The sequence below is a fragment of the Galbibacter sp. L-19 genome (assembly GCF_056857615.1).
Genome location: NZ_JBSXNL010000019.1, coordinates 1 through 22,664, shown reverse-complemented (window position 1 = coordinate 22,664; position 22,664 = coordinate 1). Strand labels below are relative to the sequence as shown.

The window sequence follows — 22,664 nt, the reverse complement described above, 5'->3', positions numbered from 1 at the left end:
GGTATACTTGTCTGCTCTTTTATCGCTTCAATGGCTACTTTGGCCTTAAAGGATGCGCTGAATTTTCTTCTTGATGTTTTCATATTGACAGGGTTAAAATTACAACTTAATTTCCTGTCCTAAATTTGGGGAGTATTATAGACACTTCTCTCTATTCTTTTCTCTATATTCTATATTCTTTCTTAATGAAGCAATATAATTTAGAAATTGACCAAGCTATGGAAGATTCCAAAAATGGACAAATGATAAAAGCGACTGATCTCAAAGCTAAAATCCAGAAATAGAGTTAGAAGTTTATTGGTTAGAACTTGCTGAAAATAAATTAGCAGATATTTATGCTTACTACTCAATAAAAGCTAATAAAAAGATAGCTAAGAAATTAATCAACGGTATTATCAATACAACTATTGGAATTGAGGAACAACCAGAAATCGGATAAATAGAAGTTAGCCTAAAACATAAAAATAAAGAGTTCAGATATTTTAAAAAATCATACTGAACTCTCTATATTCTTTTCTCTATATTCTATATTCTTTCTTAATTATTCTATATTCTTTTCTCTAAAAATCTTGATTCTTGATTCTAAATACTATATGCTTCCTCTACTTTTAACTCTCCAAAATTATCTTGTCTATTTTAGTAAGTTCCGTTTTTGTGAATTTTAGGTTGTTTAGAGCTTCAATATTATCTTTTAATTGAGAAACTCTACTAACTCCAATCAAAACAGAAGTTACGCGTTCATCTTTTAAAAGCCATGCTATAGCCATTTGTGCTAAACTTTGCCCTCGTTTTTCAGCAATTTCATTTAATCCTTGAATTTTAGCTATCAATTCAGGACTAATTCTAGAGGCATCTAAATAACTCCCTTCAGTAGCTGCACGCGAATCTTTTGGAATTCCTTTTAAATATTTTGCTGTAAGAATTCCTTGCTCTAAAGGAGAGAAAGCAATACTTCCAATTCCTGTTTCTGTAAGCGCATCTAAAAGTCCGTCTTCCACCCAACGATCCATCATATTATATCTAGGTTGATGGATAAGAAATGGTGTCCCTTGTTCTTTTAAAATCTTAGCTGCTTTTTTAGTATCTTCAGCATTGTATTGAGAAATCCCAACATAAAGTGCTTTTCCCTGACGAACAATTTGGTCTAAAGCACCCATTGTTTCTTCTAGTGGCGTATTTGGATCTGGTCTATGGTGATAAAAAATATCCACATAATCTAACTTCATACGTTTTAAAGACTGATCTAAACTAGAAATTAAATATTTTCTAGAACCAAAATTACCATAAGGTCCAGGCCACATATCCCACCCTGCCTTGGTTGAAATTATAAGCTCATCTCTATATTTTTTAAAATCTCTTTTAAAAATCTTACCAAAATTTTTCTCTGCCGATCCATATGGAGGCCCATAGTTATTGGCTAAATCAAAATGTGTAATTCCATTATCAAATGCTGTACGAAGTATCTTTGCGGCATTGTCAAAGTCGTCATTATCTCCAAAATTATGCCATAAACCTAAAGAAAGTAGTGGTAAATCTATTCCGCTTTTACCACATCTTCGGTATTGCATTTTTTCATATCTATTTTCTTCTGGCTTATATTTTTTCATTCTTTTTCTTTTAAAATCTTATTTATACTTATTTACTAGTCAATAATTCTTTAGACCTTAATTTTTTAAACCTTGAAATCATTTGCCTAGTCATTTCTCCATTACCTTCAATATCAAGATGATAGCCACATCTTCTAGACGTGACACTATCAAACTTAAAAATAATAATCTTATACTTACTTTTAAAATGCGCTTTTACACTCTCCAAACAGAATACTAAAATAGTATTATTTTCCACAGAAACCATTGGACTATGCAGTAAAATAATATTAACACTTTGAGGTTAATTATATAAAAGTTACAACAAAATAAGAAGACAGAAGATTCTATAAAAAAGAAGTGGCTGTCTAAAAAACTCCTAAACTGTTTGTGTTTTCCTTCCTTGTAAAAGGATTCTCTAGAATTTAAGGATTTGAGAAACTAAAAAATTCAAATCTAGATTATCGAGTAAAATAAATGAGGTAGGTTTTGAGTTTTGTATAAGATTTGAAAAATAGATTTATGGCTTTACCTAATCTATTGTATTTTAGCATCAGAAATATATAATACTATGAACCCTTCTGCTCAAGGCTGGATTGATAAATTTGCTTCGTTAACAAAGAATAAAAAGTTGTTGTGCAACAGCACTACGTCGCTCTATTTAGAATTGAGAAAACTAGGATTTATTTATGGTGCAAATGTGGCTATTTCAGAGTTTTTAAATGTTAACAATGATCTTTCAGAAGATGAAATGGCTAAAGTTAACTTATTTTCAGCACTTCATAACACGTATTTAATTTATAACCCTGATGCCTCCTTTAAAGATTTCCTTGACAATTTATTAGCTTTTTATGAAGCTTTAGAAGCCGAAAAAATGTCATTTTTTGACAGTTTATTTTCAGGAAAAAAGAATACAACTAGACTGGAAAAAATTATACATGAGCGCGTATATATTTTAGATAATATTCTTACAAAAAATTTCAATAAAGTCCTTACAAACTCTTTGCTCTATGTAGATGTTATAATTTATGATAGATTTTTAAATGGCGCTCAAGATTTACGCATTCATGCACAGGAAATTGAACATATTTTGATTAATCTTTCCTATCATGCCATAAATATCAAACAAGAAAAAACAGAGAATGACGCCCAGTTATTAAAACTATTAAAAGCTTCTCTTATATATAATACTATTGAAGAAAACGAATTTAATGGAACCTATAGATCTCATTTAAAAAAGGATTTTACTCTTATAGAGAAAAAATATTTTTTGGATATGGTTTGTCTCTCTGCGTGGGAAGATCATTCCATGGATTACAAAGAGTCTGAATTTATTTTTGGAACGGGGAAAGACCTTAAATTAGAAGAACACCATGTGGTAGAAGCTATCCAAAACGTTAGTATTTTCTTTGAAAAATATAAAGATGAAGTCTCTCTTTTCAAAAGCGCAAATCCTGTCAAACAGTTTTTCGACAACTCACATACTTTAGTTAAAAGAACCATAACGAGAAACAGTAAGCGATTAAAAAAAGAGCTTATGGGGAGTAAAGAATTACTTTTACTACTTGGTAAATCTACTACAACGGAACTTACAGAAACAGAGCGAAAAAAGATAAAAGAACAGCTACTGGATATTTTTAAAACAATTCCTTCGTTGGCTATTTTTGCGCTCCCTGGAGGAGCAATACTATTGCCTATTTTCATCAAATTAATTCCGAAATTACTTCCTTCCGCTTTTGATGACAATCGTGTAGAAGACGAATAAAAAACCGCTTTATAAGTTTATAAAACCTACAAAACGGTTGTTTTTATTTGTACTATTTTTCAATCAACTACTACGAGGGATTCAAAGAAAACAAATTCAACTCATTTTCAATGCAGAGCCCTTAAGTAAACTCAAGAAAAGTTTTTGGAAATAAAACCCTCTATGAGAGATTCATAGAATCTAAAATAGCAGTAATATCTGCTTCTGTAGTATCAGGATTTATAAAACAGAAACGCGCTACCGTTTCAAAAGTATCGCCTGTTCTCCATTTTGTTGGTGTTACTAAAGCAAAACCATCACGATGATTTTTATACGTCCAATTTCTATAATCTTCTGGAGTCCATCCTTTTCTTCGGAACAAAACACACGATAAACTAGGCTCCCTTACCAACTCAACATTTTCATTTTCAGTAATTAACCTTCCAGCTAATTGCGCCAAATTTAAGCCTTCTTCAACAGCCCATTTATATTTATCGGTTCCGTGCATTGCTAAGGAAAACCATAATGGCAACCCTCGTACTCTTCTTGTAAGCTGAATTTGATAATCTGATGGGTTAAAACCTTGTGCCCCTTCGTCTTTAAAAATATCAAGATAAGAACCTTCTTGAGAGTGTGCTTCTCTTGCTAACTCCGGGTTTTTATAGATTATAGCACCACAGTCATATGGAGAAAACAACCATTTATGTGGGTCTATAGTAATGCTATCGGCACGTTCAATTCCATTAAAAAGATGTCTTACTGAATCGGCTGCCAAAGCACCTCCCCCATAAGCAGCATCCACATGAAACCATAAATTCTCTTTTTCACAAATAGTAGCAATCCCATTTAAATCGTCTATAATTCCAGCATTGGTAGTTCCTCCTGTTCCAACAACAGCAAACAAACGTTTACGTTCATGCGGTGTTAATTGGTCCAATTTATTTTGAAGATCTTGCTGCGTCATACAGTCTTCCGTTTCAATAAGCAGTACATCTGCATCTATAACTTTTGCCATAGATTTTACGGAAGAATGCGCCCCAATTGAAGTTATAATTAGTCCTTTTTCTCCAACATTAGCTTCGTCTTTTCTCCAATTCTCTCTAGCAGTAACCATTGCAGATAAATTTGCTGCTGTACCGCCACTAGTAAATACTCCAAAAGCTCCTTTTGGAAGTCTTGTTAAAGAAACCAACCATTTCATTGCTTCATTTTCGCAAAAAATTCCACCAGCTCCTTCCATCCAATAGGCTCCATGAATACTTGAAGCTGAAGTTACCAAATCGAACATAATAGATGCTCTTGTTGGGGACGCAGGAACAAATGCTAAATGTCTCGGATGGTCAATAGGGACAGTTGCTTTTATCAAAACATCTTTAAAAAGTTGAAATGCTTTCTCTCCTCCAATTCCTTTTTCGGTTACCGTTTCTCCAACTAAAGCTTTTAACTCTTCTTCTTTTTTTGGTTTTCCCAATTCTGGGGAAATCATAGTTATTCTATTCAATGCGTATTTCATGACATCAAGTGTCATTTCTACGGAATCCATATCTATATTATGCATAAAAAATCACTTTTTGCAAAGGTACGCTTTTGTTCTGTTTTCCGAAGAAATTGCTATCTTTATAAAAACCTAAATTGTGACGACCGAATTATTTCAAACCGCTAAATCTGCATTAATAAATGCTACGAAAGATGTAAAACATCCTTTTAGATATTTTACTATGGCAACTATTGGGATTAATAATAGTCCGAGGTTACGAACCGTAGTATTACGCGGAACCGAAGAGGATCTTTCTCTTAAAATATATACTGATAAACGTTCTAAAAAAGTAACACATATTAAAGAGAACAATAATGTTTGCTTGCTTTTTTTTGACCATAATGAAATGCTTCAGCTCAAAATTGATGGAAAAGCATATTTAGAACAAGATGAAAAAATCTTAAAAAAAGCTTGGAAACAAATTAGAGAACATGCCAAAAAAGACTACCGAACCACCCAAGAACCTGGTTCTAAAATTAAAGATCCCGAAATGATTGAATATTTAGATACCTCTAGTCATTTTGCAATTATCCACATTATTCCTTCAAAAATAGAATATTTAGCACTGAAAAAAGACAAACATGTGCGCGCGCTATTTTCTAAAGAAGGTACAAATTGGGAAGGTAATTTTTTGGTACCTTAAACTAAAAGAGAGTTTGTCACGAATTCGCAAATATTTTTTGTTGTATCCTCCTGTTAGCAACTTTTCTAAATAAGGAGCGTATTATAAATTCATGAATCTTTGGTGTAGACTTATAGAATCTACAATTCTAGTTAAATGGTAATTACTACAAAATCTTGACGAAGGGGATCTAATTCTGACAAAAGCAAGTCAATAAATTCATTTCCATATTCATCGTAAATATTAGCAAAATTATCTATTCGCTCTTGTAACGACTCATTTGGAAAAAGTTCATTTTGAATTTCGGTAATTCGAGACACATGGTCGGAAAGCTTTTTCTTTTGCGCTTTTAAAAGTCGCTTTTCTAAATGTGCTAATCCTTTTAATTGTTTTACTTCTTGCGCTTTTACTGCTCCTAAAAAAGATTTATCGGTAAGTGCTGCCAAACGATACATTTCTTCAAATTGCGCTATTAAATGTTCTTTTTGAGCATCAAAATTTATATCGATATTGCTAATTTCTCTTACTTTACGATTTATAAAAGAATGTTTCTTTAAAAACAATTGCTCAAAACTAATAGCTAAACGCTCTAATTTTTTAGCTTGTTTTTCTTTTATTATCAACGCTGAATTACGTAATAGCAACATTGGAAAAGGAACATTTACAGTATTGAAAAAGCTCTTAAGCTCCAACCAATAGGCAAGTTCTCCCCCTCCACCAATGTAACACAGATTTGGCAATATTACTTCTTGATAAAGTGGGCGCGTCATTACATTAGGCGAAAATAATTCTGGACATTCATAAAGATGTTTTTTAAGTGCTTCTTTTGTCCATTTAATGTCTGTTTCATTTACTTGATACCCGTCATCTACTTCTATAATTCGCTCTCGAACACCTTCTGCCAGATAGAATAAATTGATTTCTCGTGGATTTACCTGTATTTTATAAGTAGCATCTACGGCATTTAATTTTTCTATTGTATTGGTAACTGCCTTTTGAGAATCTTGTTGAAACAACTCATTTTCCATATAAGGAACAAAAAGTTGTTTGAGTTTTTTATCTGCTCCATCAATAATTACGAGTCCGTGTGTCCCAAAAAGTTTATTTGCAAGGTATCTGGTAGCATCGGTAAGGTTAGTGTGCTCTAAATAAGCTTCTTTAAACCAACTTTTTAATGTTTCTGCATCTTTCCCTATCCCTAATTCTTGACTAAACAGTTCTAAAACATGCTCCAACCCTTTGGTAGGAAGCTCGCCAACTGCGCCGCCTACTTCTTTAGTTTCTGGACCTTGCCATTGGAACTTCTTTCCTCGAAAATTAAAATAATTTATCTCCTCAAAATCGTGGTCTTCTGTTGCCATCCAATAAATTGGTACAAAGTGATTTTTAGGATATTTCTCTTGAAGTTGCTTTGCCAAATTTATTGTAGAAACTATTTTATAAAGGAAATAAAGCGGCCCTGTAAATAAATTTAATTGATGCCCAGTTACTATGGTGAATGTAGTATCGTTTTTTAAGGCAGTGATATGCTCTTGTGTAGCCTCAGAAATTTCTAGGTTTTTATATTGCGATTGTAAGACTGAAGACAACACCTCTCTGTGTGCTTTTGGGAAGGACTTTTGCTTTTCTTCTATCTGTTCTTCAAAATTTTCTAAAGTAGGAAAACGATTATAAAAAGGCTTTAAAGTTTCTTTTTCACTGAGGTAATCGCATATCAAATTAGAAAAATATCCTGTTTCTTTAAATGAAATATAATTTGTTGGCATAGTTATTTTATCAAAATTCTTGAGAAAACTTCCCAAGTACAGTAATACAAAGTTTTATATCTTATCTTTTTAGGCGTTGCGCTAGGGATTGCAGCGGCATCCTATTTTGCTATTGCTATAGGTCGATTATAAACAATTACCTTACTTAAAAATACAAACTTTGTTTCTACAAAAGTAAAGCAAAATAGATACAGCGAAAAGCCCGACCCTTAAATTATGAAATTCATAATTTAAGGGAAGCGCCCAAATCAAAAATATAAGTAGATATATTCTTTTATAAAACCTCATTTTGAGACTCTAAAGAAAATTCTCTCAAAGAATGAAATCTCGATTATTTAAGAAATGAAACTTTTTACTTCTAAAAGTAATTGAGCCCTACAATAATTTTGGTAAGTTAATCCATGTCATTAATGTCCGAATCAACTACCTCGGGGCAAGCCCACAAGGTATTCAAAGGAAACAAATTTAACTCATTTTGACGCAGAGCCCTTCGGTAAACTCAGCACAGGCTCTGGGGAATTAAACCCTCCATGAGAGATTAAAGATACAAGACTGCTGCGTTACAAGAAAATAGCGTAAAAAACTACACTTTAATCACCACATAATAAGAAGCTTACATAAAAAAACATTTATTAAAACACTTTCCGTTTATACTTTTTAATAGCAAGGAGCTATTTTAAAAACCTCTTTTAAACCCTGATATAACTGGAGTTTAATAAATTCTATTTACTTTTATCGGACAATAATGAATCCATATATAGAACCATGAAATTTAGACTTTTCCTCGCTACACTTTTAATCTCGCTATTTTCATTTTCACAACAGGTAAAATCGCCTTCAGAATTTTTAGGATATGAACTGGGAACAACTTTTTCTAGACATCATCAAGTTATAGAATACTATAAATATTTGGCGGAAGTTTTACCAGAAGTGGTTCAATTAAAAACGTACGGAACTACCAATGAAGGCAGAGAATTACTCCTTGCCTTTGTCTCCACGCCTTCAAATATTAATAATTTAGAAAATATTAGAAAAGAACATTTAGAAGCTTTAAATGGAAATGTAGCTTCTGAAAAAGCATTGGTTTGGTTGAGTTATAATGTACATGGAAATGAAGCTGTGAGCACAGAGGCCTCAATGAAAACTATTTATGAAGTAGTGACTCAAAAAAAGGAATGGCTAGAAAATACAGTAGTAATTTTTGATCCATGTATAAATCCTGATGGGCGAGACCGCTATGTAAATTGGTATAATAGCAATAAAAACACCCCCTTCACCATCGATCCAAATTCTAAAGAACACCATGAAGGTTGGCTTTCTGGGCGTTCCAACCATTATATGTTCGATTTAAATAGAGATTGGGCTTGGGTAACACAAAAAGAAAGCAAGCAACGTTTGGCTATTTATAACGATTGGTTGCCACATATTCATGTAGATTTCCATGAGCAGGGAATAAACAATCCGTATTATTTTGCTCCCGCGGCAGAACCTATGCATGAAGTTATTACACAATGGCAACGCAATTTTCAGGTAGAAATAGGAAAAAATCATGCGAAGTATTTTGATGAAAATGGTTGGTTTTATTTTACAAAAGAAGTTTTTGATTTACTCTATCCAAGTTACGGAGACACCTATCCAATATACAGTGGCTCTATTGGGATGACCTATGAGCAAGGCGGTAGCGGACGTGCAGGCTTAGGAGTAAAAATAGACAATGGAGATACTCTTACTTTAAAAGACAGAATTGCCCACCATTATACTACAGGACTTTCTACCATAGAAATGGCTACTAAAAATGCCGCTGAACTCAATGAAGAGTTTAGTAAATTTTACAGCAATAAAGATTATACTTACAATAGCTACGTACTTTCTGGAGATATTGATAAACTAAAAATGTTAACCGATTTACTTGATGTTCATAGAATAAAATATGGATTTACTAAGAGCAAAGTAAAAGGATTAAGTTATAAAAGTAAAAAGAACGAAACGCTAAACAGCAATTCTCAGAAATTGGTAATAAGCACTAATCAGCCTAAATCTACCTTAGTAACCGTTTTATTTGAACCAGAAACCAAGTTAACAGACTCCCTTACCTACGATATTACCGCTTGGGCACTTCCATATGCTTACGGCTTAGATGCTGTTGCAACAAAGAATATTGTAAGTACCTCTTCTAACAGTATTGAATATGTTCCTAAGGTGTTTGAAGAGAATGCATATGCCTATGTAACCAATTGGAATAGTATGAAAGATGCTCGTTTTATAACAGCTCTTCTAAAAAATAAAATTCGCATTCGCTATGCAAAAGAGCCTTTTACTATACATAATGAGAATTTTGATAGAGGGAGTTTAATTATAACTAAAGGAGATAATAGCAATGTAAAAAACTTCAATACTATTTTAAAGACTACTGCTGAAAAATACCACAAACAACTTACAACAACAGCTACGGGTTTTGTAAATACTGGTAAAGATTTTGGATCTAGTGCTGTACAAATGATTGAAGATCAAAAAATAGCTGTACTTTCTGGTGGAAGTGTTTCTACTTTGAATTTTGGGGAAGTTTGGCATTTTTTCGAGCAACAATTACATTACCCTATTACCATTTTAGATGACGACTATTTTAATAGTATTGACCTCTCTGAATATACTATATTGATTCTTCCAGAGATGAATTCTTTAGATGATAAAAAGCTTGAAAAAATAAAAGAATGGATTCGTAACGGCGGAAAACTTATTGCTATTGGAGATGCTATAAAAACACTTAAAGGGGACGATTTTTCTATTTCTTCTAATGAAACATCTAAGGAGGAGGAAGAAAAAGACAGTATTTCTAAGCCAAAAAGTTATGCGTCTAGCACACGAGAATACATTAAAAACATGATTACCGGTGCCATTTACAAAGCTAAGGTAGATACAACTCATCCGTTGGCTTATGGCTATGATACTACTTATTACACCATGAAATTAAGTGGCGATTCCTATAAATATTTAGACAGTAAAAATGCTGTTTACATTGAAAATACTACCAAACCACTTACAGGGTTTGCAGGAAGCAATGCTCAAAAAAAGCAAGCTAATAGTCTTGTTTTTGCTACAGAAAGTATGGGGAAAGGAACCGTTGTTTATTTAGTAGACAATCCCCTTTTTAGAGGTTTTTGGGAAAACGGAAAACTCGTTTTTGTAAATGCTTTATTTATGGTTGAATAATATAATTCTATTTAAAATGAAAGTCATTTCTTATTTTTTAACTATTAGCTGTTTACTATTTTGTAGTAATGCAAGATCTCAAAGTCTAAATTTTGAAGCTTCGGCAGAAGGGATTCTAGTAAAAGAAGGGACTAAAAAAGTTTTGTTTTTTCAGAAGGAAATTAAATCTTTGAACGGAAAGTATCCCAGAGCAAATTATATACATCCACTCTATGATATAGAAGGACATATTCTTACCGAAGATTTCCCAGAAGATCATCTCCACCACAGAGGAATCTTTTGGACATGGCATCAAATTTTAGTTGATGGAATGTCTATTGGCGACGGTTGGGAATGTAAAGATATCTCATGGGATGTTACAGATGTAAGAGCTACTATAGAAAATGATGAATCGCTAAGACTTTACACAAATGTATTTTGGAATACCTCAGCTTATAAAGAAGGAGATTCCAACTTTCCATTTCTACACGAAAAAACGGAGATAAAAATTTACCCTTCAGAAGAAAACTATAGAATTATTGATTTTGAAATTTCTCTTTTAGCATTGGTAAATCATTTAAAAATTGGTGGTTCCGATGATATTAAGGGTTATGGTGGATTTTCAGTCAGATTAAAACTTCCAGAAGATATTAGCTTTTCTTCAGAAGAAATAAACATTCCCCCTACTAATGAAGCTTTGATTGCGAAAAGATGGATGGATATTAATGGCTCTTTTAACGAAAATAAAAAAAGTGGGGTTATTATAATTGCAAGTAAAGAAAATCCAACTCCAAATAATAAATGGATTCTGCGTTCCAAAAAAAGTATGCAAAACGCTGTTTACCCTGGAAATATTCCTGTAAAGATTTCTAAAGAGAACCCAACAATTTTAAAATATCGGATGATTCTCTATAAAAATAAGATTTCTTCAAGTTTATTAAATCATTTTTATCAATTCTAACAACTTTTCACACTAAAACTGTGTATTCGTTACACAATCAATTTCTCAATTACACAGTTTTTTCTCAATATATATTTTCACCTTAAAAAGTCAATTTACTGTAAAACAACAACTTAACTGATATTGTTATGACTAATAATGCCTTGGTATGAAAATAGCTTTATATACTACAAATAAAGAAATCAAAGTATAACCAAAAATTTTATATCATGAAAAAAGTAGTATTAGTAGCAGCAATGGCATTAGGAAGTTTAACAGCATTTGCAGCAGTTCCTGCAACAGCAAATAACGACACTAAGATTGTTGTAATGCAAGACGATTATAAAGAAATAGCAGTAGCAGAAGTTCCTGCAGCAATTCAAGAAGCACTTAAAGCGGATTATCCAGGGGCAGAAATTACTAAAGCATATGTGAATGAAGAAAAAACATATAAGCTAGAAGTTGCAATGGGAGACCAAACTGGAAACCTTTACGCTAACGAAAGTGGTGAGTGGGTTGAGCAATAAGAGCTTTTTTAACTAACCACCAATTTAAATCAACTATAAGTCTGCTGTTTTTGGATTATTCCTAAACGGTAGCAAAAATCCCGAATATCGGGGACTCTAAATGAGTAAAGTTTAAAATTTAAAATTAGAAATCATGAAAAAGGTAATATTAGTAGCAGCAATGGCATTAGGAAGTTTAACAGCATTTGCAGCAATTCCTGCAACAGCAAATAACGACACTAAAATTGTTGTAACGCAAGACGATTATAAAGAAATAGCAGTAGCAGAAGTTCCACAAGCAATTCAAGAGGCACTTCAAGCTGATTATCCACAAGCTGAAATCACTAAAGCATATGTGAATGAAGAAAACACCTATAAATTAGAAGTAAAAATGGGAGACCAAACTGGAAACCTTTTTGCTAATGAAAGTGGTGAGTGGATAGAACAATAAGAATCTGTTTTAGGTAGTCAGGAAAGTGTCTTTTCAATTTTGAAAAGGCACTTTTTTTATTGAATATTGTAATCGTTTATTTTTAAAATTATCTTTCCAGACTTTACATCCATTTCTCTCATCTCTTTTTTATCAACTTCCATATTTTTAGCCAAATATTGGATAGGAAGTTTTATTTTTTCAATTTCAAAACTGATAATAACTTCCTTTGGCAATATATCTTCTGTATCATTATAATCCATTAAAACAGTAAAAGTTCCATCTTTTTTGGTACTAATTTCAGATTTTTTTATACGCTTTGAACTGGTATCAAGCCATAAAGTTGCAATGGCAAAATCTGCCTTTTTATCTGTAGGAATAATATTTATTTTTTTTGCTTGGACACCAGATACTTCTTCCACTCCTCTATTTACAGTAATAAAAGGGTACTTAAATAATTGCTGCATCGATAAATCCAACCCTCGCTTTGGAACCATTATAAAATCTTCAGATTCAAACTGCATGGCCTTTCCTTTTTCAAAGTATATATCGGCATACTTTGTAGGCATATTTATAAAACTAATATCCACATCCAATTGCATTTTTGCTTGAAAGCCCTGTATACTATCTAAGCGTTCCTTTATTAACAATAAATCTTTATCTATTTCTTGAGCAATCACAAAATTAAGTCCTACAAATAGGTATATAAAAAACAATAGTTTTTGCTTCATCCTATATCTCTTTTATTAAAAATTAAAACACCAGCAACTAAAAAAGCAATTGTATACAAACCTAACACCAGCGTATTATGATAAATTATTTCCCACGGAATTTCTTCATAAAAAAAGTATTGCCATGAATTATTCAGTTTAGGAAAAAACCATTCATTATAAAAAACATTAGCTACTTCAAACTTCAGTAATAAATTAGTTACGATCAAAAAAAGTGCTGCTATAATCCATGTTTTAGTGGCTTCTTTAAATAAGACTGCTATTGTTAAACTCGCCACAGAAAAGAAAACCATAGACCCCATTCCCGCAATAAAAGCTAATTGTAATCTATATTGAGCATCCGAGGCTTTATAGAAATTGAGATTTCCCAAATACACTATTAAATCTCCTTTTCCGAAGAGTGCATATGATAAAATAAAAGAAGATATAGCTGTTAATAACACAACCAAAAGTGTGAAGAATATAGCTACAATATACTTACTGAGGATAAACTTCCATTTCTCAACAGGTTGTAACATTACTGTTTGTATGGTATTATCTTTATATTCTGTAGTTAACATTCCAGAAATGATAATCATCAAAATAAGTGGCAAATGAAACCAAAGTGTATTGAGGATTAAATAGATTAGAAGATTTCCGTTTAAAAGATTTCCTTCAAAAAAAAACGAATCTTTTAAATTACTTAATAATATATCTATAATTGTAGCTCCTTGATAATAGGCACCAATCAATACCAATAACTCAATTAAAAAAATGGCTCCTAACGCATAATACGTTTTACTCTGTTTTAAAAGCTTATAAATTTCTGTGGCAAGAAGGTTTCTCATAGGTTGGCTGACTCAAATAAGTTGTCAAAATTAATTTCTGGCACACATGCAGTTATATAAATATTCTCTTCGGTTAATTGTTGCAATAAATTTGGTACTTCCTGCTGAGAAATTAAAACCGTTGCACTATTCTTTTTTATTACTGAAGAAAACTGTTTTAAAGCAGTTGATTTTTCAATCCCCGAAGCATACACGGTGAACGAAGTTGTATTCTCTGCTATTATTTTTTGGGTTTCTCCACTGCTTATAATAGCACCTTTATTGATTACATAGAGTGTATCACACAATTTACTTAATTCTTCAATAAGGTGAGAGGCTATTATTATTCCTATTTTTTCTTTGGTTACCAATTCTAAAATTAACTTTCTAATAGCCTTTATTCCTATAGGATCTAATCCAGAAAAGGGTTCGTCCAATATTAAACATTCTGGATTATTAAGCAAGGAAATGGCTATGCCTAAACGCTGTTTCATTCCCATAGAAAAATTCTTTACTGGATCGGTTCTATCTAATGGCAATCCTACTTTTTGTAAGCTTTCTTCTATTTCTATTTTACCATAGTTTAATCCTTGGATTTTGGAAAACACTTTAATATTTTCCTTTGCATTAAGGTATTCATATAATGCAGGTTTTTCTATAATTCCGCCTAAAGGTTTTTCTTTTTCAGAATAAATTTTTAAGCTCCCACTATCTTGTTTTACTAATCCAAAGAGAATTTTAAATAAGGTTGTTTTTCCCGCACCATTTTTGCCAAGTAACCCTACAATTTCTCCAGCGCTACATGAAATATTTACATCTTTTAAAGCGACTACTTTTCCGTACTTTTTAGAAATTCTTTCTGCAGATATTATCATAAATCAGTTTCTAATTGTAGATTTCTAAAATCAAATTTTGATTCATAATTTTTTTCAAGAAAAGTACGCGACCAAAAGCTTTTTCTAAATAAAAACAAAGGCTCTCTTACCATAAAATAAGGAATAAAATGATACCATTTTACACCTCTAGAATGGTAATATGCCTTTAAATTTTCTTCTATTCCCAGCTCTTCAGCAGCAACTTCTGCAGCCATGCGCTGGCATTTAGAACCTAAATAAGTCTCTGCAATTCTCGCATTAAAACCATACCTATAAAACTGATCTTTTGCTCTTTTATAATTTTGATATCTAGACCAACCATCCATAATTACCAAATAAATATGAATAAAAGAAAATAGAAAACACCAGATCCAAAATAACTTCCAAATCAAAGAAGAACCTTGTAATGATTCTTGTAAAAACTTCCAGTAGATCCAAGATTCAAGTACAAAAAGAAATAAAGATAAATACAATAACCTTCCTACTCTTAAATAAGAAATAATTGGGTGGGGTTGTAACGGAAGCGCTTTAAAAGACAAGATATACTTTAGTTTATAATCAACAAAAAGACAACATTATTCACTATCAAAGATAACAATTCATACGTAATTGAATTACTATTTTTGATTAATAGAAAATTATTTTCAAGAAAGAGAATTCCTACTATAAAGAGTGAGGTTTTAAAATAAAATCCTGTTAAACTCTAATTTCATTATAAAAAACAATTTTTTATCAATATATTGTTTCAAACTATCAAAGAGAATATGCACCCAAAATTAAGAGCTTTTATTAGCTTAATTTACATAATTGTTACAATTCACTACAGCTATTCACAGCAACAAAGTAACACCGATTCTATCCTGCCTTTTGGTCAATTAAACAATTATAATATAGAGCGCTATTTAAGTGAATATATAAAATTTGCCTCCGTTAGCGGGGAAGAAAAAAAAGCTGGAGAATGGCTAAAGAACATTTGTAAAAACAGTGGTTTGCATATCCAACAAATGGGAAATAAAGATGCACAATACAACTTTACAGCTTCACTTTATCCTCTTTCTAGTAAACTTCCAAATATTGTTTTTCTAAATCATATTGATGTTGTTCCTGCAGGCGATTTATCCAAATGGAAATACCCTCCTTATTCTGGAAAAATTACTGACACCGAAATATGGGGTCGCGGTTCTTGGGATAATAAAGGAAACGCGATTATGCAATTATTTAGTTTGGTAGAGATAATGAACAAATACAAAGGGCAACAACTCCCATATAATGTAACATTCTTAGCTGTTTCATGCGAAGAAACTCAATGCAGAGGCGGCGCAGAATACGTTATCGAAAACTACTTAGATTTGCTCAACCCAGCAGTAGTAATTGGAGAAGGCCCTCCAGCCATTAAAGGAGCTTTACAAACCAGACCCGACACTGCTGTTTTTCCAATTTCGGTTGCTCATAAAAGAGCTTTGTGGTTAAAATTAACTTTAAAAATAAATACCTCAGCTCATGGTTCGGTAACTCCTTTACGCTATGCCAATAGAGAAATGGTAAAGGCTTTAGATAATTTATTGGGGAAACATCAAAAAGCAGTTTATACAGATTTAAATATTAAAATGCTTAAAGATATTGGACAATTAGAGAAAGGACTTACAGGTTTTGCTATGAGGCACCCTAAAATATTTAGAATGTTTATTACTCCACAACTGAGGAAACAACCAGAGCTATTTTCTGTTTTTTCTAATACAATTACTCTTACAAGTCTTGAAAGTAATAACGATGTTGTTAACGTAATTCCAAGCGAGGTAACAGCTTTATTAGATTGTAGGCTATTACCAGAAGCTAATAAAGATAAATTTCTGGCCAATTTAAAAAAGCGTCTAGATAATGACGATATTGAGGTCTCCACCATTTATTCCATGCCTAAAATGAAATCTTCTGACGATAAAAGTATTTTTTATAAAAACTTAAAAACTGCTATTTCAAAGACGTATCCTGAAAATGATGTAATTACTATTTTATTACCTAACACAAGTGATGCTGGGGTTTTTAGAGCCAAAGGTATAGCCACTTACACTACTGTTCCTATTAGCTTAGATATGAGTTACCTCGATAATATCCATAGTGAAAATGAACGCATTCCAAGAGGTGTACTTCATAAAGGAAAAGAAACATATACAAATTTTATTGAGGAATGCATCACAGAGAATAAGGAGAAAGAAAAAAAGAAATTCTTAATTTTTAATTTAAATGATAAATCAAAAGACAACTAAACCATGAAAATTTGCCTACCTTATTTTATACTTTTCCTTTCTGTATTTTCTATTGAAACGACGCTAGCGCAACAAAAAATAATTCCTTTATATGAAGGAGAAATCCCAAATAGTACAAATACTAAAGAGGATGAAAAGCAGGAAGAAAATGAAATTCTATGGATTACAAATGTTCAAAAACCTACATTAGAAGCTTATTTTCCTTCCAAAAGAAATACTAATGGAAAAGCGGTTATTATTTGTCCAGGCGGAGGTTACCACGGGTTAGCATACGATTGGGAGGGTACAGAAATAGCTCAATGGTTTAATACAAAAGGAATAACCGCATTTGTGTTAAAATATAGACTTCCTGTTGCCAATAATGTAACTAATAAAAGTGAAGCTCCACTTCAAGATGCCATTAGAGCCATTCAGATTGTACGTAAAAATGCTACTTCATGGAATTTAAATGAAGATAAAATAGGTATTATGGGATTTTCTGCTGGAGGGCATTTAGCTTCTACACTAGGAACTCATTATAATACGGATACAAAAATTCCAAACGACCCTTATAAAAATATAAGTGCGCGTCCGGATTATATGATTCTTATGTATCCTGTAATTACAATGAAAGAAAAATATACCCATATGGGATCTCGCAAAGCGCTTATTGGTAATAATCCAAGCGAGGAAATTATAGAAAAATACTCTAATGAACTACAAGTAACTTCAGAAACTCCTCCTACTTTTATTGTACATAGCGCAGACGATGGCGGCGTTCCTGTTGAGAATAGTTTGGATTTTTATAAGGCTTTAAAAGAAAATAATGTTCCTTCTGAAATGCATTTATACCCAACTGGAGGACATGGTTTCGGGCTGGGGTTGGAAAATAATCACCTTAAAAGTTGGACAGACAGATTAAATGAATGGCTTATTTTTTTAGACGAAAAATAAATGCTAGTTAAGAGAAATTAACTCCCTTTGGTAAGCCCACTAGACATTCAAAGGAAACAAATTAACTCATTCCAACGCAGAGCCCTTCAATAAACTCAGAACAGGCTTGGGAATTAGACCCTATTCTCTATGAGGAATTAAAAGCATCTTAAAAAAAAGCCTCGAATCACTAAGGTTCGAGGCTTTTATCATTTACAATCCGCTTATATAGCTTCCATATGGATCTTTAAACTGATACCCTTCTGTAAAACGGTGTTTACTTAGCTTTTTAAACTCTACTAATCCCCATAAAAGGAATTCTTTTAAGAAATATGCATCTTCTTTATTTATATCGGCTTGATGTTTTTGTATTAAATCCTCTAATGGTTTAATATCATTTAATGTCTTTTTATAATCCTCATCAGAAACATCATCTAATAGTTCAAAGCCAGAACCTTCAAAAAACCATGTTACCACATCATCATATGGACTTGGCGCATTGGGACGCTCTAATTTATCTATTTTTGGAAAATATTGAGGGAATATTGTTTTAATAGCATTTCCTATTAACTGATGCGCTACATAAGCAGCCCCCTCCTGCTCTCCTTCATATACTAATTCTACTTTTCCTGTAATGGCAGGAATAACCCCCATAAAATCGCTCAATCGGATACTCGTTTTACTTTCTCCATTACGCAACATTCTACGTTCTGCTGTGCTCATCAAGTTTTCAAAAGCCGAAATACTCAAACGTGCACTTATCCCACTTTTATTATCTATGTATTCACTATTTCGAGCTTCAAAACCAATTTGCTCCAATACATCATATACCATTTCAGAAACATAAATATTACTTTTCTGCTCCTCCTCTAATTTGGCTTCTTGCTTGGTTATTTTCTTAGCAACTTCAATAGTTTCAGGATAATGTGTTAAAATTTGCGACCCAATTCTATCTTTTAATGGGGTTACAATACTTCCTCTATTGGTATAATCTTCAGGATTGGCTGTAAAAATAAACTGAAGATCTAACGGCAACCTCAGCTTAAAACCTCTAATTTGAATATCTCCTTCTTGAAGAATGTTAAACAAGGCAACTTGAATACGAGCCTGTAAATCGGGGAGCTCATTAATTACAAAAATACTTCGATTGGCACGTGGTATCATTCCATAATGAATTACACGGTCATCGGCATAAGAAAGTTTTAAATTAGCTGCTTTTATCGGGTCAACATCTCCTATTAAATCGGCTACAGTTACATCTGGAGTTGCCAATTTTTCATAAAAACGTTCACTTCTATGAACCCATACAATTCTTGTATCATCGGCATGTTCTTCAATTGCTTTTTTAGCATATCTAGAAATCGGATTTAATGGATCATCGTTAATTTCTGATCCTTTTACAGCCGGAATCCATTCATCCAATAGGTTTACCATTTGGCGTGCTAACCTAGTTTTTGCTTGTCCTCTAAGTCCTAATAAATTAATATTATGTCTTGAAAGAATAGCACGTTCCAATTCAGGAATTACCGTACTTTCATAGCCATGAATGCCTTCAAAAGTAGTTTCTTTATTCTTTATTTTCTGGATGAGATTATCTCGTAATTCGTCTTTTATACTTTTCGATTTATAATCAGAACGGAGTAACTCCCCTAGCGTTTTTATTTTTTGTATTTGCATGTCTTATCTATTCCTTTATCTTGATTTTTCCTGAAAGGGTTAACTTCTCGCAAGCTTAACCTAATTAGGAAAACTATATTGAATACTATTAATTTTTTATTTACCTTCCTCAAAAATTTCCCTGAGGTTATTGTTTTTTTCTTCTAATTTAGTTTACCGAATTCGCTTTTTACGATTGGATTCATAATCTTCAAAAATCATTTCTCCTAAACCTTGTAATCCTGTAAAAAATGCCTTCCCCTTATTAGCTTCTGTAAATTGACGGATAAACTGCATTAAATAAGGATCTTGAGCTATCATAAAAGTAGTTATAGGAATATGAAGCTTACGAGCTTGTTGCGCCATATTATAGCATTTATCAACAATATAAGTATCTAATCCTACGCTATTCATATAATAATCGCCATTGGACTGCCTTATACAACTCGGCTTCCCGTCGGTAATCATAAAAATTTGTTTATTAGCATTACGTTTTCTGCGAAGAATATCCATAGCCAACTGTAATCCAGCTACAGTATTTGTATGATAAGGCCCTACTTTTAAATAAGGCAAATCCTTAATAGAAATTGGCCAAGCATCATTTCCAAAAACAATAATGTCTAGGGTGTCTTTTGGATATCTTGTGGTAATAAGTTCGGCTAATGCCATTGCCACTTTTTTTGCAGGGGTAATTCTGTCTTCCCCATATAAAATCATACTGTGACTAATATCAATCATGAGCACGGTACTCATTTGAGCTTTGTAGTGCGTTTCTTCAACTATTAAATCACTTTCATTTAAGGTAAAATTATTCAGTCCATTATTTATTTGGGCATTTCGCATACTTTCCGTCATAGAAATACGCTCTAAAGCATCTCCAAATTGATAACTCCTAAAATCGCCCGTATGCTCATCTCCCCTTCCCGTGTGTTTGGTACGGTGATTTCCACTTGCACTTTTCTTTAATTTTCCAAAAATTTGATTTAAGGCATGTTTCCGAATTAATTGCTCTGTTTTTGCGGTAATTGAAAACTTTCCTTCAACATCACCATTACCGCCTCCTTGACTATTAGGGTCAATTTCTTCTTGAATAAATCCTTTTTTCTTAAGGTCTTCAATAAAATCATCAATTGTATAATCGGCATCCGTGAGCTGATATTCAACATCCAGTTCACGCAGCCAATCTATTGCTTCATCAAAATCTCCAGAAGTATGTGTAATTAATTCCTTAAAGATTTCGAAGAGTTTATCAAACGGAGATTGTTCGGGAGCTTCATATTTAGTAAATACAAAACCTTTTCTTTTTAATTTATTCATAGCTCCATAAAATTAATCATTTTTATAGAGACTATAAAGATCCAGCTTATTTAAAATGTTATAGTTTTGATAAAAATACACTTACAATTAACGCTGTCTATTTCTGTCTACACAAAGCAGAAATAAGTCTCTCAAGGATTAAAGCCTCTTAATTTCTTCTTGTAGTGCTATTAATTGCTCCATATAAACTTGTCTGATTTCTTCTACATAATGTCTAGAACGAAAATGTCCAGCTTCATAATTAGCAATTGCTTTTTTTATATAAGTTAACGCTTTTTGTTTCTCGTTCTTATCCTTATAAACTGTAGCCAAATAATAATTTGCATCTGCACTAAGTCCTTTATTATACAACAGCATTTTATTAAAGTTAACCTCCGCCATCTCCAATTGTCCTAACTCGTACTGAGCAATTCCTAGATATAAAAAAGCAGATGGTTCAATCCAATCTTCGGTTAATGTTTTGAGTTCAATACCTATATGCTTCGTAAAAAAATCGAGTGCTTTTTCATAATCATTAAGACCAATATAAGCTATCCCTCTCCAATAATTTACACTATGCCCTTGAGGAGCGTCCACAAAATTAGGTGTTAAAACATCACTTGCATTAAAATCTATAATAGCTTTTTTATAATCTCTATAAAAGTATAAATACAAATATCCACGCATGGGTTGCCATGTATTTGGGTCGCACGCTATAGCCTTGTCAAATAATGGTTTCCATTGGTATGCCATTCCACGTTTTAAATAAGGAACAGATTTTTCTCGAATTGCATCACAGTGTAAAGAATCGAGTGCTATTATTTCATCCAAAAGAGTTTGTGAAGCGGGACTTCCTTGTATAGGCTTATTTGATTCCCATTTTTCATCAGCTAATTCTTTACGCTCTTCAACCGTTAAATCAGAATAACTGGATGATGTACAACTCCAGAGAAAAACAAACAAACCACTAAGGCAAAATTTCAACAACTTCTCCATTCTCTATCTTATAAATTAAATACATATAGTAATTTGCGTTTTCGTAAAATAAATTCCAATTATCTGGTGAATGAGTTAGTGTTATTAATTGCTCAACCATCCCATCTGATAAATCTATCTTTTCAAACTCTAAATTCAATTCATTTACTTCCATATCCCCAACTTCTCCTTTGCAATTTATATGAAATCTTAAATTTAGATATCCAGTATCTAGATACCCTTTATTTGTATAATTTGAATTGATTTTTTGCTTGAAACTGTATTTGCTGTTTTTGTATATTTTAGGAGCCGCACTGCAATATGTTCCTATTACTCCAACATCTTTACACAACTCAAAAGAATTATTTTTTAGAATGTCTTCGGGATAAATATGACCAATTGTATAAGGATACTTTTCTTCATTTATATTGAATTTCCCATAAAAATTATAATAAATATAACCAATACCGATAGCGAGGATCAAGTCAAAAAGTTGTGTGTAAATAGAAGTAAAATTCGATCTTTGTAAAAAAAAGACTTGCATTGGAATTATCATTAGACCTATTACGTTTTATCCTCCCTGAATTATTAGTCAGTCACTTTACAATAGCTTCCCACGAAATAGAAAAAGGAACGCTTCATTTGTATTTTGAAGAAAAGAAAGATACTCCTAGAGAAGAAAAGCACAGGATCTTGATAGCTCATGGTTTTCATAAAGAGCTTGTTGTTCAGGACTTTCCATTGCGTGGCAAGAATGTTTATTTACATATCAAGCGCCGTCGATGGCTTGACAAAACCACAGGGCAAGCCGTGCATCGAAATTGGGATT

Annotated in this window: 20 protein-coding genes; 9 read left to right on the top strand and 11 right to left on the bottom strand. The window is 32.4% G+C overall.

The genetic code is table 11. The features are described 5' to 3' along the window. Nucleotides 1-608 precede the first annotated feature (608 nt). Nucleotides 609-1,607: an L-glyceraldehyde 3-phosphate reductase gene (mgrA, locus tag AC13CQ_RS00810; RefSeq protein ID WP_456867443.1), complete on the bottom strand. Its 999-nt coding sequence runs from the start codon at nucleotides 1,605-1,607 to the stop codon at nucleotides 609-611. 550 nt (nucleotides 1,608-2,157) lie between these two features. Between mgrA and AC13CQ_RS00805 the strand changes: the two genes are divergently transcribed. Beyond that, nucleotides 2,158-3,351: an LETM1-related biofilm-associated protein gene (locus tag AC13CQ_RS00805; RefSeq protein WP_482882641.1), complete on the top strand. Its 1,194-nt coding sequence runs from the start codon at nucleotides 2,158-2,160 to the stop codon at nucleotides 3,349-3,351. 160 nt (nucleotides 3,352-3,511) lie between these two features. Here AC13CQ_RS00805 and AC13CQ_RS00800 read toward each other — a convergent pair whose 3' ends face one another. Continuing rightward, a complete protein-coding gene (locus AC13CQ_RS00800; RefSeq protein ID WP_008612823.1) occupies nucleotides 3,512-4,888 on the bottom strand; it encodes a pyridoxal phosphate-dependent decarboxylase family protein in 1,377 nt (458 codons plus the stop codon). A gap of 76 nt (nucleotides 4,889-4,964) precedes the next feature. On the opposite strand from AC13CQ_RS00800, the gene AC13CQ_RS00795 reads away from it, so the two are divergent. After that, nucleotides 4,965-5,510, top strand: coding sequence for a pyridoxamine 5'-phosphate oxidase family protein (locus AC13CQ_RS00795; RefSeq protein ID WP_474507532.1), 546 nt, complete (start codon nucleotides 4,965-4,967; stop codon nucleotides 5,508-5,510). Between the two features lie 131 nt (nucleotides 5,511-5,641). Here the strand turns inward: AC13CQ_RS00795 and bshC are convergent, their stop codons facing one another. Next, complete coding sequence (gene bshC / locus AC13CQ_RS00790) at nucleotides 5,642-7,255, bottom strand: bacillithiol biosynthesis cysteine-adding enzyme BshC (RefSeq protein ID WP_474507531.1); 1,614 nt, start codon at nucleotides 7,253-7,255, stop codon at nucleotides 5,642-5,644. A 765-nt stretch (nucleotides 7,256-8,020) separates the two neighbouring features. Here bshC and AC13CQ_RS00785 point away from each other — a divergent pair. The 4 genes from AC13CQ_RS00785 (at nucleotide 8,021) to AC13CQ_RS00770 (ending at nucleotide 12,341) form a co-directional block, all read left to right on the top strand. After that, nucleotides 8,021-10,465: a M14 family metallopeptidase gene (locus tag AC13CQ_RS00785; RefSeq protein WP_482882640.1), complete on the top strand. Its 2,445-nt coding sequence runs from the start codon at nucleotides 8,021-8,023 to the stop codon at nucleotides 10,463-10,465. Between the two features lie 16 nt (nucleotides 10,466-10,481). Beyond that, nucleotides 10,482-11,405 (top strand): DUF6807 family protein, encoded by a 924-nt coding sequence (locus AC13CQ_RS00780; protein WP_008612829.1) that lies wholly within the window; start codon nucleotides 10,482-10,484, stop codon nucleotides 11,403-11,405. A gap of 209 nt (nucleotides 11,406-11,614) precedes the next feature. Beyond that, entirely contained in the window at nucleotides 11,615-11,911 is a 297-nt protein-coding gene (locus tag AC13CQ_RS00775; protein ID WP_337900068.1) for a hypothetical protein, read from the top strand. 133 nt (nucleotides 11,912-12,044) lie between these two features. Next, nucleotides 12,045-12,341, top strand: a complete 297-nt coding sequence (locus AC13CQ_RS00770; RefSeq protein ID WP_335588234.1) for a hypothetical protein — start codon at nucleotides 12,045-12,047, stop codon at nucleotides 12,339-12,341. 56 nt (nucleotides 12,342-12,397) lie between these two features. Here AC13CQ_RS00770 and AC13CQ_RS00765 read toward each other — a convergent pair whose 3' ends face one another. Genes AC13CQ_RS00765 through AC13CQ_RS00750 form a run of 4 tightly spaced genes read right to left on the bottom strand, consistent with a single transcriptional unit; the run spans nucleotide 12,398 to nucleotide 15,271 of the window. Next, nucleotides 12,398-13,051, bottom strand: coding sequence for a hypothetical protein (locus AC13CQ_RS00765; protein ID WP_482882639.1), 654 nt, complete (start codon nucleotides 13,049-13,051; stop codon nucleotides 12,398-12,400). Further along, nucleotides 13,048-13,878, bottom strand: coding sequence for an ABC transporter permease (locus AC13CQ_RS00760; protein ID WP_474506846.1), 831 nt, complete (start codon nucleotides 13,876-13,878; stop codon nucleotides 13,048-13,050). Before AC13CQ_RS00760 ends, AC13CQ_RS00765 begins: the two co-directional genes overlap by 4 nt. Further along, nucleotides 13,875-14,732 (bottom strand): ABC transporter ATP-binding protein, encoded by an 858-nt coding sequence (locus AC13CQ_RS00755; protein ID WP_482882638.1) that lies wholly within the window; start codon nucleotides 14,730-14,732, stop codon nucleotides 13,875-13,877. Before AC13CQ_RS00755 ends, AC13CQ_RS00760 begins: the two co-directional genes overlap by 4 nt. Beyond that, a complete protein-coding gene (locus tag AC13CQ_RS00750) occupies nucleotides 14,729-15,271 on the bottom strand; it encodes a hypothetical protein (RefSeq protein ID WP_008612839.1) in 543 nt (180 codons plus the stop codon). Before AC13CQ_RS00750 ends, AC13CQ_RS00755 begins: the two co-directional genes overlap by 4 nt. 225 nt (nucleotides 15,272-15,496) lie before the next feature. Here AC13CQ_RS00750 and AC13CQ_RS00745 point away from each other — a divergent pair, with 225 nt between their 5' ends. Together AC13CQ_RS00745 and AC13CQ_RS00740 are read left to right on the top strand one after the other, a co-directional pair. Continuing rightward, nucleotides 15,497-16,996 (top strand): M20 family metallopeptidase, encoded by a 1,500-nt coding sequence (locus AC13CQ_RS00745; RefSeq protein ID WP_157136668.1) that lies wholly within the window; start codon nucleotides 15,497-15,499, stop codon nucleotides 16,994-16,996. 3 nt (nucleotides 16,997-16,999) lie between these two features. Continuing rightward, nucleotides 17,000-17,929, top strand: coding sequence for an alpha/beta hydrolase (locus tag AC13CQ_RS00740; protein WP_482882637.1), 930 nt, complete (start codon nucleotides 17,000-17,002; stop codon nucleotides 17,927-17,929). A 192-nt stretch (nucleotides 17,930-18,121) separates the two neighbouring features. On the opposite strand, the gene AC13CQ_RS00735 is transcribed toward AC13CQ_RS00740, so the two are convergent. The 4 genes from AC13CQ_RS00735 to AC13CQ_RS00720 form a co-directional block, all read right to left on the bottom strand. Next, nucleotides 18,122-19,585 (bottom strand): magnesium chelatase, encoded by a 1,464-nt coding sequence (locus AC13CQ_RS00735; protein ID WP_482882636.1) that lies wholly within the window; start codon nucleotides 19,583-19,585, stop codon nucleotides 18,122-18,124. 153 nt (nucleotides 19,586-19,738) lie between these two features. Then, a complete protein-coding gene (locus AC13CQ_RS00730) occupies nucleotides 19,739-20,881 on the bottom strand; it encodes a vWA domain-containing protein (RefSeq protein ID WP_008612844.1) in 1,143 nt (380 codons plus the stop codon). A gap of 138 nt (nucleotides 20,882-21,019) precedes the next feature. Next, entirely contained in the window at nucleotides 21,020-21,856 is an 837-nt protein-coding gene (locus AC13CQ_RS00725) for a tetratricopeptide repeat protein (RefSeq protein WP_008612845.1), read from the bottom strand. Next, nucleotides 21,828-22,379 carry a hypothetical protein gene (locus tag AC13CQ_RS00720; RefSeq protein WP_482882635.1) on the bottom strand — a complete coding sequence of 184 codons (552 nt, stop codon included), beginning with the start codon at nucleotides 22,377-22,379 and terminating at the stop codon, nucleotides 21,828-21,830. The genes AC13CQ_RS00725 and AC13CQ_RS00720 overlap by 29 nt, the downstream gene beginning before the upstream one ends. Here AC13CQ_RS00720 and AC13CQ_RS00715 point away from each other — a divergent pair. After that, nucleotides 22,379-22,664, top strand: a 286-nt coding sequence (locus AC13CQ_RS00715) for an ISAon1 family transposase N-terminal region protein (protein ID WP_482882634.1), incomplete at its 3' end; no start/stop codon positions are given. The two genes, AC13CQ_RS00720 and AC13CQ_RS00715, sit on opposite strands and share 1 nt — an antisense overlap.

Excerpts from the sequence above, each read along its gene's own strand:
- AC13CQ_RS00800 (WP_008612823.1), bottom strand. The coding sequence starts at position 4,888 with ATGCATAATATAGATATGGATTCCGTAGAAATGACACTTGATGTCATG.
- AC13CQ_RS00720 (WP_482882635.1), bottom strand. The coding sequence starts at position 22,379 with ATGCAAGTCTTTTTTTTACAAAGATCGAATTTTACTTCTATTTACACA.
- AC13CQ_RS00760 (WP_474506846.1), bottom strand. The coding sequence starts at position 13,878 with ATGAGAAACCTTCTTGCCACAGAAATTTATAAGCTTTTAAAACAGAGT.
- AC13CQ_RS00805 (WP_482882641.1), top strand. The coding sequence starts at position 2,158 with ATGAACCCTTCTGCTCAAGGCTGGATTGATAAATTTGCTTCGTTAACA.
- AC13CQ_RS00730 (WP_008612844.1), bottom strand. The coding sequence starts at position 20,881 with ATGAATAAATTAAAAAGAAAAGGTTTTGTATTTACTAAATATGAAGCT.
- bshC (WP_474507531.1), bottom strand. The coding sequence starts at position 7,255 with ATGCCAACAAATTATATTTCATTTAAAGAAACAGGATATTTTTCTAAT.
- AC13CQ_RS00755 (WP_482882638.1), bottom strand. The coding sequence starts at position 14,732 with ATGATAATATCTGCAGAAAGAATTTCTAAAAAGTACGGAAAAGTAGTC.
- AC13CQ_RS00745 (WP_157136668.1), top strand. The coding sequence starts at position 15,497 with ATGCACCCAAAATTAAGAGCTTTTATTAGCTTAATTTACATAATTGTT.
- AC13CQ_RS00780 (WP_008612829.1), top strand. The coding sequence starts at position 10,482 with ATGAAAGTCATTTCTTATTTTTTAACTATTAGCTGTTTACTATTTTGT.
- AC13CQ_RS00785 (WP_482882640.1), top strand. The coding sequence starts at position 8,021 with ATGAAATTTAGACTTTTCCTCGCTACACTTTTAATCTCGCTATTTTCA.
- mgrA (WP_456867443.1), bottom strand. The coding sequence starts at position 1,607 with ATGAAAAAATATAAGCCAGAAGAAAATAGATATGAAAAAATGCAATAC.
- AC13CQ_RS00770 (WP_335588234.1), top strand. The coding sequence starts at position 12,045 with ATGAAAAAGGTAATATTAGTAGCAGCAATGGCATTAGGAAGTTTAACA.
- AC13CQ_RS00740 (WP_482882637.1), top strand. The coding sequence starts at position 17,000 with ATGAAAATTTGCCTACCTTATTTTATACTTTTCCTTTCTGTATTTTCT.
- AC13CQ_RS00765 (WP_482882639.1), bottom strand. The coding sequence starts at position 13,051 with ATGAAGCAAAAACTATTGTTTTTTATATACCTATTTGTAGGACTTAAT.
- AC13CQ_RS00725 (WP_008612845.1), bottom strand. The coding sequence starts at position 21,856 with ATGGAGAAGTTGTTGAAATTTTGCCTTAGTGGTTTGTTTGTTTTTCTC.
- AC13CQ_RS00775 (WP_337900068.1), top strand. The coding sequence starts at position 11,615 with ATGAAAAAAGTAGTATTAGTAGCAGCAATGGCATTAGGAAGTTTAACA.
- AC13CQ_RS00735 (WP_482882636.1), bottom strand. The coding sequence starts at position 19,585 with ATGCAAATACAAAAAATAAAAACGCTAGGGGAGTTACTCCGTTCTGAT.